This window comes from Pseudomonas sp. Marseille-P9899, from assembly GCF_903166565.1.
Lineage (GTDB): Bacteria > Pseudomonadota > Gammaproteobacteria > Pseudomonadales > Pseudomonadaceae > Aquipseudomonas > Aquipseudomonas huaxiensis.
In genome coordinates, this window is the sequence record NZ_CAESCG010000003.1 from 185,624 (window position 1) to 202,386 (window position 16,763).

Sequence of the window (16,763 nt, forward strand, 5' to 3'; positions counted from 1 at the left end):
ACAAATTCCCGCATCACACTGAATACAAACCTTTTTCCCATCACTCTTACCGTTCGTCGGCTCAAGGCCACGCTCTACATCGCTTTCGCCCCGCGAAACCGGCTACTAATCAGGAAGTATTAATACTAAGTGAACGTACGAATTGTCCGGCGTGGATCCAATTTTTCGGCTACATATTCACCCCAAATGGAACCAGTAGTCGCCAAGGTCAGGCTGTTCGACGCGCAGTGTGTGTATTTCCAAGGGGAGGTTATTCACGCTCCGGCACGCATTTCAAGGACGGATTCGCCTGATCCACGAAGGAGTCGCCCGTGGACAGAAGAGTCGCCAGGAAAGCATTGCCCGTTCGTTTCGCTCCGTTGCCCCTGGCTGTCAGCCTCGCGGTTGCCGGTCTGATTGCAGGGTTGTCCAGCCCCGCCGCACTGGCGGCCTGTACCCCAGCGTTCTCTGCGGGTGCGTCGGTAGTTTGTTCGGCGTCGATGCTGGGGATCACTTCGGCGGTCAACAACATGCAGGTAACGGTCGCCGCCGGCGCGCAGATTCAGCCAGCTGTGGTCAACCTCGGGTCGGCAGTAGCCCTCACCGGTAACAATACGACCTTTATCAACAACGGCAGGGTCGACCCTTCGCTGCTCATCGGTTTGTCCTTGCTGACCTCCGGTGCGAAAGTCGGCAACACCAACAACTCCATCATGAACATCACCAACAACGGGATGATCAAGGGATCCTCGTTGCTGGACCTGGGGGCCGGGCCTCTGGGAGTGCTGACCGGCGTGGCTCTGGAGTTGACGAACGGCGCTGGCGGGACAACCACCATTATCAACACCGGCACTATTGGTGCCACGGCGATACTCGGGGTTCAGATTGCAGAGGCCGATATACCCGTCGTAGTGGTCCAGGGTGGCGGCCAGGTCAAGTTCACCAACCAGCCCACCGGGGAAATCACCGGGCGCATCGGTCTGCAGGGTTCGGCGCTGGGTAACCAGTTCATCAACGCCGGTATCCTCACCGGCAGTCTGTCGATGGGTGCCACTGGCACGGGAGCCAACACGTTCACTGCGGTTACCGGTTCGCAGGTGCTGAAGGCTGATGGCGTGGGCAGTCTTCTGACGATATCTATCCTTCCCCAAGTCTCCTATGCCGCCACCGGTACGGTTGATGGCGGTGCGGGCAAGGCCAACAACCTGATTCTGCAGAACGCCGTGACCGGCACCGGCTCGGGCACTACAGGCAGCGGCACTATCTCCAGCGCCAACTACATCAACTTCAGCAATCTGACCGTCAACAGCGGCTCCTGGACCCTGTCGGGCCCTGTGCTGACCGGCACCACCACTACCGCCCTCAACGGCGGCAGCCTGGCCTTCGATAACGCCGCCGGCATGGGCACCGGCCTCATCACTGCCAATGGCGGCACGCTGCAGGCGAATGCGTCAAGCCTGGCCCTGACCAACAACATAAGTATCGGTGCCGGCGGCCTGACGGTGTCGGGTGGCAACACGCTGACCCTCAACTCTGCCACCACTGGCACAGGTGCCCTGACCAAAACCGGCATTGGCACTCTGGTCCTCAACACGGTTAACAACCATACCGGCGGCACCATTCTCAACGGTGGCCTCGTGCAGTTGGGCAACGCCGGGGGACTGGGCAGCACCCAGGTCACGGTCAACAGCGCCTCCAGCCTGCAAAACAATTCGGGGATGACGGTCACCAACGACTTCTTGCTCACCGCTGGGTTGAGCCTGACCGGCTCGACGGCGCTGACCCTGAGCGGTGGATTGAGTGGCGCGGGAGCCGTCAGCAAGACCGGCTTGGGCGACCTGACCCTCAGCGGCGCCAACAACTTCTCCGGCGGCTTCAATCTCTCGGCCGGCAAGGTCATCCTCGGCAATGATTCGGCCGCCGGCAGCGGGCTCATTACTACGAGCAACAACACTACCCTGGACAGCACTGCCGCCCGGACCCTGACCAACAACCTGGCCCTCAACGGCGCCTTGACCGTCACCGGCACCAACAACCTGATCCTCAACGGCCAGACCAGCGGCTCCGGCAGCCTGCTCAAGACCGGCGCGGGCACCACGCTGACCCTCAATGGCGCAAACAACCACAGCGGCGGCGTGACCCTCAGCGCGGGCAGCCTGATCGTGGGGAACGATCTGGCCCTGGGCACAGGCACGCTGACGGTGGGCGCTGCGACCAGCGTCGACGCCAACACTGCTGTCACCCTGACCAACAACATCGCCATGGGCACCAACGCCCTGACCCTGCTCAACAATAACGCCATGAAGCTCGGCGGCACTATCACGGGTTCCGGTAGCGGCGGTGTGGTCAAAACCGGTGCGGCCGACCTGACCCTCAGTGGCAACAACACCTTCACCAGCGGTGTGAAGCTGCAGAACGGCAAGTTGATCATCGGCCACAACAACGCGTTGGGTACCGGTACCCTGGCAGCCAGCGCCGGTACCACGCTCGACACCGATGCTGCGCGAACGGTGAGTAACAATATCACCTTGGGCGGCAACGTCAGCATCGGCGGCAGCAATGACCTCACCCTTACCGGGCTGCTTGTCAGCGGCGGCTCGCTGACCAAGAACGGCGCGGCCACCCTGACCCTCAGCGGCAACAACAACTTTTCGGGCGGAGTCAGCCTCAACAGCGGCACGCTGCTCGTCGGCTCCGCCAGCGCGCTCGGCACGGGCGCCCTGACCACCGGTGCTGGCGCCACCCTTGGCGCCAGCACCGGAGTGACCGTCGGCAACATTGTCAACCTGGGCGGCGACCTGATCATCGACGGCAACGCCAACCTTGGCCTCAGCGGGACCATCAGCGGTACCGGTGGTCTGATCAAGAACGGTAGTACCGACCTGACCCTCAGCGGCATCAACAACTTCCAGGGCAACACTCAACTGAACGCCGGGCGCCTGGTGCTTGGCAATGCCGGCGCTCTCGGCCAACGCGAGTTGGTCGCGTCCGGCGGCACCACGCTGGATGTCATTTCCACACTGACCCTGAACAATGCAGTCACCGCCAACGGTTTGCTGAACATCGGCGGCTCCGCGGACCTCACCCTCACGGGCGTAGTCGACGGCGCGGGCGGTCTGGTCAAGAACGGCATCTACAACCTGACCCTGAACGGCGTCAACACCTACCTGGGTGGCACCATTCTGAACGCCGGGACCCTGACCGTGGCCAACGCGGCCGCGCTGAGCGGCGGCGACCTGAGCATCGGTGGCGCCTCAACGCTGGCGGGCGTCGGTCCGCTGACGCTGGGCAACGCCATTCACCTCAACGGCGCCTTGACCACTCCGGTCAACGGTTCCCTGGCCCTCACTGGCGTGATCGATGGCACCAGCAGCCTGACCAAAACTGGCGCGGGCGTCTTGCTGCTGTCTGGCAACAACAGCTACGGCGGCGGCACTGTACTGAGCAGCGGCACCCTGAGTCTGGGCAGCAACACCGCGCTGGGTACCGGCACACTGAGCACGGCCAACGGCACCACCCTGGACGCTCTCGCGGCCCTGACCGTCGGTAACGCCATCAGCCTGACCGGCAATCTCAACCTGTCGGGCACTAACGACCTGGCCCTGACCGGCAACATCACCCACACCGGCGGCCTGACCAAGGCCGGCACCGCCAGCCTGACCCTGAGTGGCACCAACACCTACCTGGGCAACACCAACCTCAATGGCGGCACGCTGGTACTCGGCAGCAATACTGCGCTGGGTCTCGGCATCCTGAATACGGCGGCGGGCACCGGGCTGGATTCGAATGCAGCGGTGGCCATCGACAATCAGGTCAACCTCGGCGGCATCCTGTATGTCGGCGGTAGTGCCGACCTGCGTCTGAATGGCGTGGTCGCCGGCGTCGGCCGGATCTCCAAGGACGGCGCGGCCACGCTCACGCTCAATGGGGCCAACACCTACACGGGCGGTACCGTGCTCAATGCCGGTGTCCTCCAGGTGGGCAACGCCCAGGCGTTGGGGAGCAGCACGCTGATCGTCGGCGGCACCTCGACTCTCGACAGCACTACAGCGCTCAATATTGGCAACCGCCTCAGCCTTGGCGCTGACCTGACCATCGGCGGCAGCAACAACCTCGGCCTGACCGGCGTGATTACCGGCAATGGCGGCCTGATCAAGAACGGTGTGGCTGACCTGACCCTCAGCAACGTCAACACCTACGTCGGCAATACCGTTCTGAACGCCGGCAGGCTGATGCTCGGCAACGCCAGCGCGCTGGGGCAGGGCGCCCTGGTCGCGGCGGCGGGCACCACCCTGGATGCCAGCACGGCGCTCGCGCTGAGCAATGCGGTGACCCTCAACGGCGCCGTCAATGTTGGCGGTACCTCCGACCTGAACCTGCAAGGCGTGGTCAGCGGCACTGGCGGCCTGATCAAGAACGGCAACGCCAACCTGACCCTCACGGGTGCCAACGCCTTCCAGGGCGGCACCACCTTGAACAACGGCACTCTGACTGTCGGCAGCGGTCTGGCGTTGGGCACCGGCGACCTGACTGTCGCCGGCGTCGCCAACCTCGCCAGCGCGGGCGCGCAGGCCATCGCCAATGCGATTCACCTGAACGCCGGCCTGATCCTGCCGGGCAGCGCCAACCTGACGCTCAACGGTGTGATCGACGGCGCCGCCGGGCTGACCAAGTCCGGCACCGGCAGCGTGATCCTCAATGGCGCCAACACCTACACCGGCGGCACCGTCCTCAACAGCGGCAATCTGGTGCTCGGTGCCACCACCGCCTTGGGCAGCGGCACGCTAACCGCGAATGGCGGTTCGCTGGACGCCAACAAAGTCCTCAGCGTCGCCAACGGCATCACCGTCAACGGCAATCTGAATGTGCTGGGCAGCAATGACCTGACCCTCACCGGCGACATCGCCGGTACCGGCGGCCTGACCAAGTCCGGCGGCGCGACCCTGGTTCTGTCCGGCAACAACACTTACCAAGGCAATACCAACCTCAACGCCGGCATCCTGAAACTGGGCAGCAGCGGCGCGCTGGGTTCGGGCACCTTGAACACTGCGGCAGGCACCACCCTGGATGCCACCACCGCCCTGGCCATCACCAACCTGATCAATCTGGGCGGCAACACCGCGATCGGCGGTAGCGCCGACATCGCGCTCAACGGCGTGGTCAGCGGCACCGGCGCGCTGACCAAACAGGGCAGCGCGACCCTGAGCCTGAACGCGGCCAACACCTACGCGGGCGGCACCAACCTGCAGGGCGGCACCCTGCAACTGGGCAACAGCTTGTCCCTGGGCACTGGCGCGTTGAACGTCAACGGCGCCGGCACCCTCGACAGCACCACCGCGATCAACCTGGCCAACCAGGTCAACCTGAATGCCGCCCTGACCATCGGCGGCAGCGCCGACCAAACCCTCAGCGGCGTCATCGGCGGCACGGGCAGCCTGATCAAGGCCGGCGCCGGCAACCTGACCCTGACCGGCGTCAACACCTACGCCGGCGGCACCACCCTGGCCGCAGGCACCCTGACCCTCGGCAATGCCTTGGCACTGGGCAGCGGCGCGCTGAAGCTGAACGTCAGTGGCGCGGCCAATCTGGATACCACCTCGGCGTTTGCGCTGGGCAACGCTATTACTCTGGGCGCCAACCTGACCCTGGTCGGCCACAGCGACCTGACCCTCAACGGCGTCATCGACGGTGCCGCGGGCCTGGTCAAGACCGGCGCGGGCAACCTGACCCTGAACGGGGTCAACACCTACGTCGGCGGCACCACGCTGGCCGCCGGCACCCTGACCCTCGGCAACGCAGCAGCGTTGGGCAGCGGCACGCTTAACGTGAGCGGCGCGGCGACCCTGGACAACAGCGCGGCGTTCGCACTGGGCAACGCGATTGCTCTGGGCGCCGACCTGACCCTGGCGGGCACCAAAGCCTTGGAGTTGGGCGGTGTGATCAGCGGCACTGGCGGTCTGATCAAGACCGGCCTGGCTGACGTGACCCTGAGCGGCACCAATACCTTCAGTGGCGCGCTGAACATCCTGTCCGGCAGCGTGACCACCGTCGGCACCGGCGCGCTCGGCAACACCTCGCTGGTCAACGTTGGCGCTGGCGCCAACCTCAACCTGGGCGCCAGCGGCAGCGTCGGCACCCTCGGCGGCAGCGGTGCGATCAACCTCGGCACCGGCGCCAACCTGACCGTCGGCACCGGCAATCTCAGCGGCGTGTTCAATGGCGCGCTGAACGGCGATGGCGGCCTGATCAAGGTCGGCAACGGCACTCTGGAACTGGCCGGCATCAACATCTACGCCGGCAACACCCAGATCAACGGCGGCGTGCTGAACGTCACCGGTTCGGTCGCCAGTGGCGTAGTGCAGGTCAACAACGGCGGCACCCTGACCGGCAGCGGTTCGCTGGCGGGTGCGGTTTCCGTGGCCGATGGCGGTCACCTGGCCGCCAACAGCGGCGCCAACCTGAGCCTCGGCTCACTGGTGCTCAGCGGCAATTCCAACCTCGATATCGGCCTCGGCTCGCCGTCTACCGGTGGCAGCCCGCTGATCACCGTGGGCGGTAACCTGACCCTCGACGGCAACCTGAATGTCAGCGACATCGGCGGCTTCGGCGCCGGTATCTATCAGATCATCAACTACGCCGGCACGCTCACCGACAACGGTCTCGTCCTCGGCACCCTGCCGAGCGGCGTGCAGGCGGGCGACCTTGAAGTGCAACTGGCGATCGCCAATCAGATCAACCTGCTGGTCGGCGGCGCCAACGGCAGCGTGCTGTTCTGGGACGGTACCGGTCTGCTCGGCGACGGCACCATCCAGGGTGGCAACGGCGTGTGGGATGCGCTCACCACCAACTGGACCACCGTCAACGGCACCGGCAACCGCGACTGGAGCAGCAACTTCGCAGTGTTCCAGGGCGCGGCGGGCACGGTCGCGGTCAACGGCACCCAGACCGTTACCGGTCTGCAGTTCGTCACCGATGGTTATGTACTCAACAGCGGCGTCGCGGGCCAGTTGAACCTAGTCAACAGCGACAGTGGCACCGCCACCGTGCGTGTCGATCCGGGCCGCACCGCGACCCTGAATCTCGGCCTCACCGGCAGCGGCCTGCTGAACAAAGCCGACAGCGGCACCCTGGTGCTCAACGGCAACAACAGCTACACCGGCGGCACCCGGCTCAGCGGCGGCACCCTCGTCGTGGGCAACAACTTCGCGCTGGGCAGCGGCCTGCTGACCACCGCCAACAACACCACGCTGGACAGCAACACCGCCGTGACCCTGGGCAACGGCATCAACCTGCTCGGTGCGCTGAACATTGCCGGCAGCAACCCGCTGACCCTCGGCGGTGTGATCAATGGCACCGGCAGCCTGGTCAAGAATGGCAGCGGCAGCCTGACCCTCAACGGCGCCAACGGTTATGTTGGCGGCACCACCCTGAACGCCGGCAGCCTGGTGCTGGGCAACAACCTCGCTCTGGGCAGCGGCACCCTGCACGTGGCCGGCGCCGGCACGCTGGACAACAGCGCCGCGCTGACCCTGGCCAACCTGATCGACCTGGGCGCGACCCTGACTCTGGCCGGCAGCAACGACCTGACCCTCAACGGCACCACCAGCGGTGCGGGCGGGCTGGTGAAGAACGGCGCGGGTAACCTGACCCTCAATGGCGTCAACACCTATGTCGGTGGCACCACCCTGGCTGCCGGCGGCCTGATCCTCGGCAACGGCGGTGCGCTGGGTAGCGGCGTCCTCAATGTTACCGGTGCCTCGAGCTTGAGCAGCGGCAGCGCACTGACGCTGGCCAATGGCGTCAACCTCGGTGCCGACCTCACCCTGCCGGGCAGCGCCAACCTGACCCTGAACGGCGTGGTCAGCGGCACTGCGGGCCTGAACAAGGCTGGCAGCGGCACGCTGGTGCTGAACAACGTCAACACGTTCCAGGGCAACACCACCCTGGCGGGCGGCACCCTGGTCATCGGCAACAACGGCGCGCTGGGCTCCGGTCAGGTCAACGCTGCGGCTGGCACGACCCTCGACAGCAACAGCGCCGTGACTCTGGCGAACAACCTCAACGTCCTCGGCGGCCTGAACATCGGCGGCAGCAACAACCTGACCCTGACCGGCCTTATCAACGGTGCTGGCGGCCTGATCAAAAATGGCGCCGGTGTCCTGACCTTGACCGGCAACAACGGCAACCTCGGCGATACCGCGCTCAACGCCGGCACCCTGGTGGTGGGCAGCGACACCGCGCTGGGCCTGGGCGCCCTGAATGCGGCCGCGGGTACCACCCTCGGCAACACCGGCACCACGGTGCTGGGCAACGCAATCAATGTCGCCGGCAACCTGAATCTGAGCGGTGCCGCCGACCTGACCCTCAATGGTGTCGTCAACGGTAACGGTGGCCTGACCAAGAACGGCAGCGCCAACCTGACCCTCAACGGTATCAACGGCTACCTGGGCAACACCGGCCTCAACGGCGGCACCCTGACCCTGGGCAACAACCTCGCCCTCGGCCTCGGCGCCCTGAATGTCGGCGGCGCGGCGACCCTGGCCAGCTCCACCGCAGTGATCCTGGCCAACGCCGTCAACCTCGGCGCCAACCTGACCCTCAACGGCGGCAATGACATCACCCTCAACGGAGTGGTGGGCGGCAGTGGCGGCCTGATGAAAACCGGCGCGGGCGTGCTCACCCTCACCGGCGCCAACAGCTATGGCGGCGCGACCAACCTCGCAGCCGGCACCCTGGTGCTGGGCAACAACACCGCGCTGGGCAACGGCACGCTCAATGTCACCGGCGCATCGACGCTGGACAGCAACGCCACTGTCACCGTCGGCAACGCCGTCAACCTGGGCGCCAATCTGACCGTGGCCGGCAGCAATGACCTGGGCCTGCGCGGCAACGTCACTGGCGCGGGGACGCTGATCAAGAACGGCGCGGGCATTCTGGCCCTGTCGGGCACCAACACCTATCAGGGCGGCACCCAGTTGAACGCCGGTACCCTGGCAATCGGTTCCGCCACGGCGCTGGGCAGCGGCAAGCTCACCGCCGCCGGCGGTACGCTGGACAACACCACCGACCTCAGCCTGGCCAATGCCCTGACCCTCACCGGCAACCTGACCCTGGCCGGCGCGCAGAAGCTGGTGCTCAACGGTGTGATCGACGGCGCTGGCAGCCTGACCAAAAACGGTACGGCTGATCTGACCCTGAGCAACACCAACACCTACACCGGCGGCACCACCCTCAACGGTGGCAAGCTGATCCTCGCCACCAACGGTGCGCTGGGCACCGGCGACCTGACCGCTAACAACAACGTCGCGCTGGATAACAGCATCGCCCTGGCGCTGGCCAACAACCTGCACCTGTTGGGCTCGCTGGGCATCGGCGGCAGCGCCGACCTGACCCTTAACGGCACAATCGATGGTGCGGGCCAACTGACCAAGAATGGCCCAGGCGTCCTGACCCTCAACGGCAATAACAGCTACGCCGGCGGCACCACCCTCAACGCCGGCGGTCTGATCGCCGGCCAGAATGGCGCGCTGGGTACTGGCGCCCTGCAGGTCAACGGCACTTCGAGCCTCAACAGCAGCAACAGCGCCGTAGTTCTGGGCAACAACGTGGCGCTCAACGCCAGCCTTGCCGTCAACGGTGCCAACGATCTGGGCCTGAGTGGCGTGATCAGCGGCGGCGGCCAACTGGTCAAATCCGGCACCGGCACCCTGGCCTTGACGGGCACTAACAGCACCTGGACCGGTGGCACCGTGCTGAACGGCGGCACCCTCTCGATCAACAACAGCGGCGCGCTGGGCACCGGCGTCCTGACCGCCAACGGCACCGCGACCCTGCTCAACACCCAGGCGCTGATCCTTGCCAATGCCATCGTGGTCAACGGTGATCTGACCTTGAACACCGCTGGCGCGCTGACCTATGCCGGCCAGTTGAGCGGCAGCGGCAACCTGATCAAGGCTGGTGCGGACGACCTGATCCTGAGCGGCAACAACAACGGCTTCAGCGGCACTTGGGATATCACCAGCGGTACGGTCACTTCACAAGGCGGCAGTGCGCTGGGTACTCCGAGCCTGGTCAACATCGGCACCGGCACCATTCTCAACATCAACGGCAACACTAGCGTTGGCTCGCTGACTGGCTCCGGTATCACCAACGTCGGTATCGGCAGCACCCTGTCGCTGGGTGCTACAGGTGCCGACAGCGTGTTCGCCGGCTCCTTCGGCGGCAATGGCTCGTTGAACAAGATCGGCGGTGGTGTGCTGGAACTGAGCGGGATCAGCAACCTGGCCGGTGCAAGCCAGGTCACCAATGGCACCCTGAACGTCACTGGCGCGCTGAACGGTGGCGGGCTCTCCGTCAGATCTGATGCGACCCTGACGGGTACCGGCTCGGTCGGCGGCTTGGGCAGCGTTGCCAACAACGGTCATCTGGCTGGAACCAGCGGCAGCCAATTGAGCCTCGGCTCGCTGACACTCGCACCAAACGCCTTGATCGATGTCGCTCTTGGCTCGCCGGTTACCGGCAGCAACGCGTTGTTCAGCGTGGCCGGTAACCTGACCCTCGACGGCACGCTGAACATCACCGATGCCGGCGGCTTCGGTAACGGTCTCTACCGTCTGTTCGAATACGGCGGCGGGCTGGTGAACAACTCCCTCGTCTTCGGCAACTTGCCGAGCGGGGTGAGCACTCTCGAACTGCAACTTCAGGTTATCCCCGGACAGGTCAACGTAGGGGTCAGCTCGCCTAACCTGATCCTCCAGTTCTGGGACGGCGCCGGGACCGTGCCCAATGGCTCTATCGAGGGCGGCAGCGGCGTGTGGGATACCACCACCACCAACTGGACCCTTATCGACGGTGCAACCAACGAAGAGTGGCTCAACAAGTTCGCGATCTTCCAGGGCGCCGCGGGCGTGGTCACTGTCGACGCTTCGGGCAACACCAACGGCATGATGACCGTCGACGGCATGCAGTTCATGACCGACGGCTACGTGCTCACGGGCGATGCGCTGAACGTGCTCAACCGTAACGATGGCCTGTTCGCCGTGCGCGTCGATCCGGGCGTCACCGCGATGCTGGAGCTGGATGTCAACGGCACCGGCACCCTGAACAAGCTGGACACCGGCACCCTGGTGCTCAATGGCAACAACGGCTACACCGGCGGCACCCGGCTTAGCGGCGGTACCCTAGTGGTCGGCAGCAACAGTGCCCTGGGCACCGGCGATCTGACTACTGCCACCGGCACTACGCTGGACAGCAACAAGGCAGTGGCCCTGGTCAACAACATCGCTGTTGCCGGCAACCTGAACCTTGCGGGCAGCAATGCGCTGGCCCTCAACGGTGTGATCAGCGACAGCCTCAGCGCCACCGGCAGCCTGACGAAAAATGGCAGCGGTGTACTGACCCTCGGCGGCAGTAACACCTTCCGCGGCCCGCTGGCATTGAATGCCGGCACCTTGGTGCTGGCCAACGACAGTGCGCTGGGCCAAGGCGCCCTCAACGCCGCCAACGGCACCCAACTGGACGCCAGCTCGGCAAGGACCGTGGCCAACACCGTCAACCTCGCCGGTAACCTGGCCCTGCTCGGCAGCAACGACCTGACCCTCAACGGTCTGGTCAACGGTGCCGGCAGCCTGGTCAAGCAAGGCAACAGCACCCTGAGCCTGAATGGCCTCAACGGTTTCACCGGCGGGCTCAACCTGCAGGCCGGCAAACTGCGCCTGGGCAATGCCGGCTCGCTGGGCAGTGGCACCCTGACGGTGAGCGGCCTGTCGTCGCTGGATACCAGCAGCGCCATGTCCCTGGCCAACAACGTGCAACTGCTGGCGGCGCTGAGCCTGGACGGCACCAACGATCTGACGCTGAACGGTGTGATCGGTGGCAGCGATCGCCTGATCAAGAACGGTGCCGGTCGCCTGACCCTCAACGGCGCTAATAATTTTGCCGGCGGCCTCACCCTCAACAACGGCAACCTGACCCTGGGCAATGCTGGCGCTCTGGGCTCCGGTACTCTGAGCGTCATCGGTACCTCGCAACTGGACACCACCAGCGCGCTGACCGTGGCCAACAACGTCAACGTCGGTGTTGGCGGCACCCTGACAGTGGCCGGCAGCAACGACCTGACCCTGTCCGGCGTGGTCAGCGGCAGCGGCACCCTGAACAAGGCCGGCCTGAACACCCTGACCTTGAGCGGCGCCAACACCTTCGCCGGGATCCTCAACATCCTCTCGGGTCGCCTGACCGCCACCAGCGGATCGCTCGGCACTCCGTCGCAGATCAACCTGAGCAGCGGCGCCGACCTCAACCTCGCCGGCAACCTTAGCCTGGGCGATCTGGACGGCGCGGGCACCGTCGATATCAACAACGGCACCACCCTGTCGGTCGGCAGCGGCACCTTTGCCGGCAACCTGACCGGTACCGGCAGCCTCGACAAGAACGGCACTGGCACTCTGACCCTGACCGGCAGCAACACCCACAGCGGCAATGCCACCGTCAGCGGCGGTAGCCTGATGGTCGACGGCAGCCTCGCCAGCAACACGGTCACGGTTGCCAGCAACACCTCGCTGGGCGGCACCGGCGACCTCGCCGGCACCGTCACCGTGGCCAACGGCGGCAACCTGGTGCTCAAAGGCGGCGACACCCTCAATGTCGGTTCGCTGGTGCTGAACGACACCTCCAACGTCAACGCCAGCCTCGGTGTGGCGCTGGCGGGCCAGCCTTCGCTGGTCGATATCGCCGGCGACCTGACCCTGGACGGCAAGCTCAACATCACCGATGCCGGCGGCTTCGGCTCCGGCGTCTACCGCCTCATGAGTTACACCGGCACCCTGACCGACAACGGTCTGGACCTGAACACCCTCCCGGGCACCGTGCAGGCCGGCAACGCGCTGCTGCAGACCGTGGTCAACAACCAGGTCAACCTGGTGGTTGGCGGTCCTGAGACCGTACTGTTCTGGGACGGCGGCCAGATCGTCGGCAACGGTGCGGTGGATGGCGGTTACGGCGTATGGGATGTGACCAACAGCAACTGGACCGATGCCAACGGCACCCTCAACCGCGCCTGGAACGACACCTTCGCGGTATTCCAAGGCACCGCAGGCACGATCACCGTCAACGGCTCGCAAACCATCGGCGGCCTGCAATTCGTCAGCGATGGCTATGCGCTCAACGGCGGTATCGGTGGCGAACTGCTGACCAGCGGCACCACCAACATCCGGGTCGACAGCGGCAGTACCGCGACCCTGGGCGTGGCGATCAATGGCAGCGGGACCCTGACCAAGCTCGACAGCGGCACCCTGGTACTCAACGGCGCCAACGGCTACACCGGCGGCACCGCGCTGAACGGCGGCACCCTGGTGGTGGGCAACAACGCTGCGCTGAGCAGCGGTAACCTGACCGCCGCAGCCGGCACCACCCTGGACAGCAACACCGCGGTGACTCTGGCCAACAACGCGATCCTCAACGGTGCGCTGGCCATCGGCGGCAGCAACGCCCTGACCCTCACTGGTGTGGTCAGTGGCGCCGGCAGTCTGGTCAAGAATGGCAACGCCAACCTGACCCTCAGCGGCGTCAACACCTACAGCGGCGGTACCACCCTCAACGCCGGCACCCTGACCCTGGGCAACAACGGCGCGCTGAGCAGCGGCGCCCTGAGCGTTACCGGTGCCGGTACTCTCGACAGCACCGGTGCGCTGCAATTGGGCAACGCCATCAACCTCGGTGCCCAACTGACCCTGGCCGGTGTGCAGAACACCACCCTGAGCGGCGCCATCACTGGCACCGGCAGCCTGGTCAAGAACGGCAACGGTTCGCTGGTGCTGAGCGGTGCCAACGCCTACAGCGGCGGTACCACTATCAACGCTGGCAGTGTCAGCGGCGATACCACCAGCCTGCAGGGCGCGATCGTCAACAACGCGGCACTGACCTTCGAGCAGAACGCCAACGGCAGCTACACCGGCAACCTCACCGGCACCGGCAGCCTGACCAAAAACGGTACCGGCCAACTGTTGCTCACCGGCAACAGCGGCTTCACCGGCAACACCACGGTCAATGCCGGCAGCCTGGTCAACAACGGCACCCTGGCCAGCAGCAACGTGCAGGTCGCCAGTGGCGCCAGCCTCGGCGGCAGCGGTAACTACAGCGGCACCGTCAGCCTGGCCAACGGCGCCACCCTGACCGCGGGCAGCGCAACCGCGCCGCTGTCGGTCGGCAACCTCAACCTGTCGTCGGGCACCAACCTCGACTTCGCCCTGGGCGCGCCGAACGGTTCCACCACCATCGTCAAGGTGGCCGGCAACCTGGTGCTCGACGGTACGCTGAACATCAGCGACGCCGGCGGCTTCGGTCAGGGTGTCTACCAACTGTTCACCTACGGCGGCAGCCTGACCGACAACGGCCTGGTCTATGGCACCCTGCCAGGCACCACCGTACCGGGCGACCTGACCCTACAGACCGCGATCGCCAACCAGCTCAACCTGGTGATCGGCGGGGACAGCCTGCAATTCTGGAACGGCGGCAAGACCAACCCGGACGGCTCCATCAGCGGCGGCGACGGTACCTGGGATTCGAGCACCAACTGGACCAACGCCAGCGGCACCAGCAACGCCGGCTGGACCAGTCAGTTCGCGGTCTTCGGCGGCGCCAGCGGCACCGTCACCGTGGTCGGCCAGCAGTCGTTCACCGGCATGCAGTTCCTCACCGATGGCTATAATGTCGTCGCCGGCACGGGCGGTGCACTGGCACCGGTCAATGCCGCCGACGGCAGCCTGGCCGCGGTGCGGGTCAACGCCGGCGCCACCACCACCATTTCGGCGCCGCTGGTCGGCACCGGCGGTATCGAGAAACTCGACTCCGGCACGCTGTACCTGACCGGCGCCAATACCTACAGAGGTGGCACCACCGTCAGCGGCGGTACCCTGATGGGCAACACCACCAGCCTGCAGGGCAACATCCTCAACAACGCCAGCCTGGTGTTCCAGCAGGATGCGTCCGGTCAGTTCACCGGCACACTCAGCGGTACCGGCACCACCATCAAGCAAGGCACTGGCGATCTGCTGCTGGTCGGCAACCAACCGGCCAACGGCGCCTTTGACGTCAACGAGGGCACGCTGATCGTCGGCAACGCGGCCAACCCGGGGACCGTGCTCGGTGCCCAGGTTACCGTCGCCAAACTCGCCAACCTGAGCGGTACCGGCAGCGTCGGTTCGCTGGTCAACCACGGCACTGTGACGACCGGCGCCGGTGGCAATAACCTGAGCGTGGCGGGTAACTTCACCACCGACGGTACTCTGGCTATCACCGTCACGCCGACCGTGACCAACTACCTCAACGTCGGCGGCACCGCCAACCTGGGCGGCGAGTTGCAAGTGCTGGGGCTGGGCAATTACACCGGCGACACCACCTACACCCTGGTCTCGGCCACGGGCGGTGTGAACGGCACCTTTGCCGAAAACAACCTGAAGGGCCTGTTGTTCCTCAGTTCGGCGCTCAACTACGGCGCCAACAACGTCACGCTGTCGGTGGCGCGTAACGGCCTGGCCTTCGCCGACGTCGCCGAAACCGGCAACCAACGTGCGGTGGCCACTGCACTGGACAGCGCAGCGGCTCCGGCCAGCCTGCGCAGCACCATCATCAGCGGTGATCGCGAGACAGCGGTGAAGGCCTTCGACAGCCTGTCCGGCGAGATCCACGCCAGCACCGCCAGCGTGCTGATCGAGGATTCGCGCTACATCCGCGATGCGGTCAACGACCGTATGCGCCAGGCCAGTTGCAGCGACGAGCAGGACCCGCGCCGCGCACTGGCACCGAGCGGCAACCAGCAGACCACCGGTCAAGGTTGCAATGGCGAAGGTGTGGGCTGGATCCGTGCCGTTGGCGGCTGGGGTGACTTCGACGGCGGCCATAACGCGGCCGACATCGACCGTGACCTGTCCGGTTTCCTGATCGGCTTCGACAACAGCCTCAACGACGAATGGCGCCTGGGTATCGCCGCCGGTTACACCAACAGCAGCATCAACGCCAAAGGCAAAGGGCAGGACGCCTCGGTGGACAGCTACCACCTGACCACCTACCTGAGCTACCAGATGGACGCCTTCGCCGCACGTGTCGGCGCCGGCTACACCTGGCACGACATCGACAGCAAGCGCTACGTCGAAGCGGGCAGCTACAACGACCGCCTCAAAGCCAGCTACAAGGCACGTACCGCCCAGGTGTTCGGTGAAGTGGCGTACACCATCGATGCCGGTGGCGTGGCGCTGGAACCGTTCGCAGGTCTGGCCTACGTCAACTACGACAGCGACAAGGCCCATGAAAAAGGCGGGGTAGGGCGTCTGGAAGCCAGTACGGATCAGGACGTGACCTTCTCCACCGTCGGCCTGCGGGTTGGCAAGGCGTTCGCGCTGGACAACGGCAGCACCCTGACGCCACGCGGCAGCATCGGCTGGCGGCATGCCTTCGGCGACACCAAGTCGGATGCGGACCTGCGCTTCATTGAAGGTGGCGCCGGCTTCAGCAGCGAGGGCGTACCGATTGCACGGGATGCTGCGGTGGTCGAGGCGGGTGTGGACCTGAGTGTTGGCAAGGCCGGCAAGCTGGGCCTGGGGTACTCGGGTCAACTGGCCAGCGAGAACCGCGACCATGCGGTGACTGTGAGCTTCAGCCTGGGCTTCTGATGTAAGTCTTGTGCCTCATCGCGAGCAAGCTCGCTCCTACAGGAATCGCGGTCCCCTGTAGGAGCGAGCTTGCTCGCGAAGGCTGCAAAGCAGCCCCAAACCGCGCTATGTTCCGAACTC

1 protein-coding gene is annotated in these 16,763 nt (G+C 65.4%); it reads left to right on the plus strand.

Annotated elements, in window-relative coordinates:
• Positions 1–311 precede the first annotated feature (311 nt).
• Positions 312–16,643 carry an autotransporter-associated beta strand repeat-containing protein gene (locus tag HWV67_RS16745; RefSeq protein ID WP_256680143.1) on the plus strand — a complete coding sequence of 5,444 codons (16,332 nt, stop codon included), beginning with the start codon at positions 312–314 and terminating at the stop codon, positions 16,641–16,643.
• The last annotated feature ends 120 nt before the right edge of the window (positions 16,644–16,763 follow it).